Origin of the sequence: Microbacterium sp. Cr-K20 (assembly GCF_000708325.1) — a bacterium.
Lineage (GTDB): Bacteria > Actinomycetota > Actinomycetes > Actinomycetales > Microbacteriaceae > Microbacterium.
In genome coordinates, this window is sequence record NZ_JARE01000011.1 from 1 (window position 1) to 773 (window position 773).

Below are 773 nucleotides of genomic sequence, written 5' to 3' on the forward strand. Positions count from 1 at the left end.
CACGAGCTCCAGAAGGAGAGCCTCGTCTTCGTCGTCGATATCCTCGCCACCACCCCTGTCCAGCAGTAGGCGGGTGCGGTTGGCTTAACCGCGAGCCGCCGAGATGGCCCGGCCATTGCATCCTTGGGATGAAACACGGAGGCGAGGTCATTCGTCGGGAAGCTGTCGCTTTTGTCGACCCCCGGAGGTCACCTGTAATCTAACATGCTACCCTTGGATATACTGTATATTCCTGGATTGAGGGAGTTCAACATGTCGCGGATGAGCAAGAAGAGCGCGGGGCTCGTGGGTGCTTTCGGTATTTCTTTGTTGCTTGCAGGAGCGATCATCGCGGTACCTGCCGCCGCGCAGGCGGGCACGATCCGCGAGTCCTCAGCGTTCTATAAGACCGAGTTTGAGTGCAATATCGGCAAGGCGACTCTGAAGGTGCAGGGGTACAACGTCGCGAGTCGTTGCACCTTCAACGGCGTGTTCGACTCGCCGTGGAGCTTTTGGTACGAAACGAAGTAGCCCCTACGCGCGTGAGGCAGGGTTCGACCTTGTCTCACTGACGTTCCTAGTTCGCGATTCCCGCTTCATCAGAATTGCCGACCGCTGAACTAGAGCCGTCTGCTGCCCGCGCACCTACGAGTTTGTCGCTTGCTCACGACGGTGCGGAGCGCGACACCCCGCGTTGGCGTGTGGTGCACCCCATGGGGCAGCGCGGTAGGCCAGGCCGCGACGTTCGAGGACAAAGGGTGTGGTCGCGGGCTTCCAGAAGGCGCTCGAGGGAC

1 protein-coding gene is annotated in these 773 nt (G+C 60.4%); it reads left to right on the top strand.

The annotated features are described in order from the left end of the window. Positions 1-261: 261 nt before the first annotated feature. Positions 262-510, top strand: a complete 249-nt coding sequence (locus GZ67_RS0102160) for a hypothetical protein (RefSeq protein ID WP_136025635.1) — start codon at positions 262-264, stop codon at positions 508-510. Positions 511-773: the final 263 nt, after the last annotated feature.

Excerpts from the sequence above, each read along its gene's own strand:
- GZ67_RS0102160 (WP_136025635.1), top strand. The coding sequence starts at position 262 with ATGAGCAAGAAGAGCGCGGGGCTCGTGGGTGCTTTCGGTATTTCTTTG.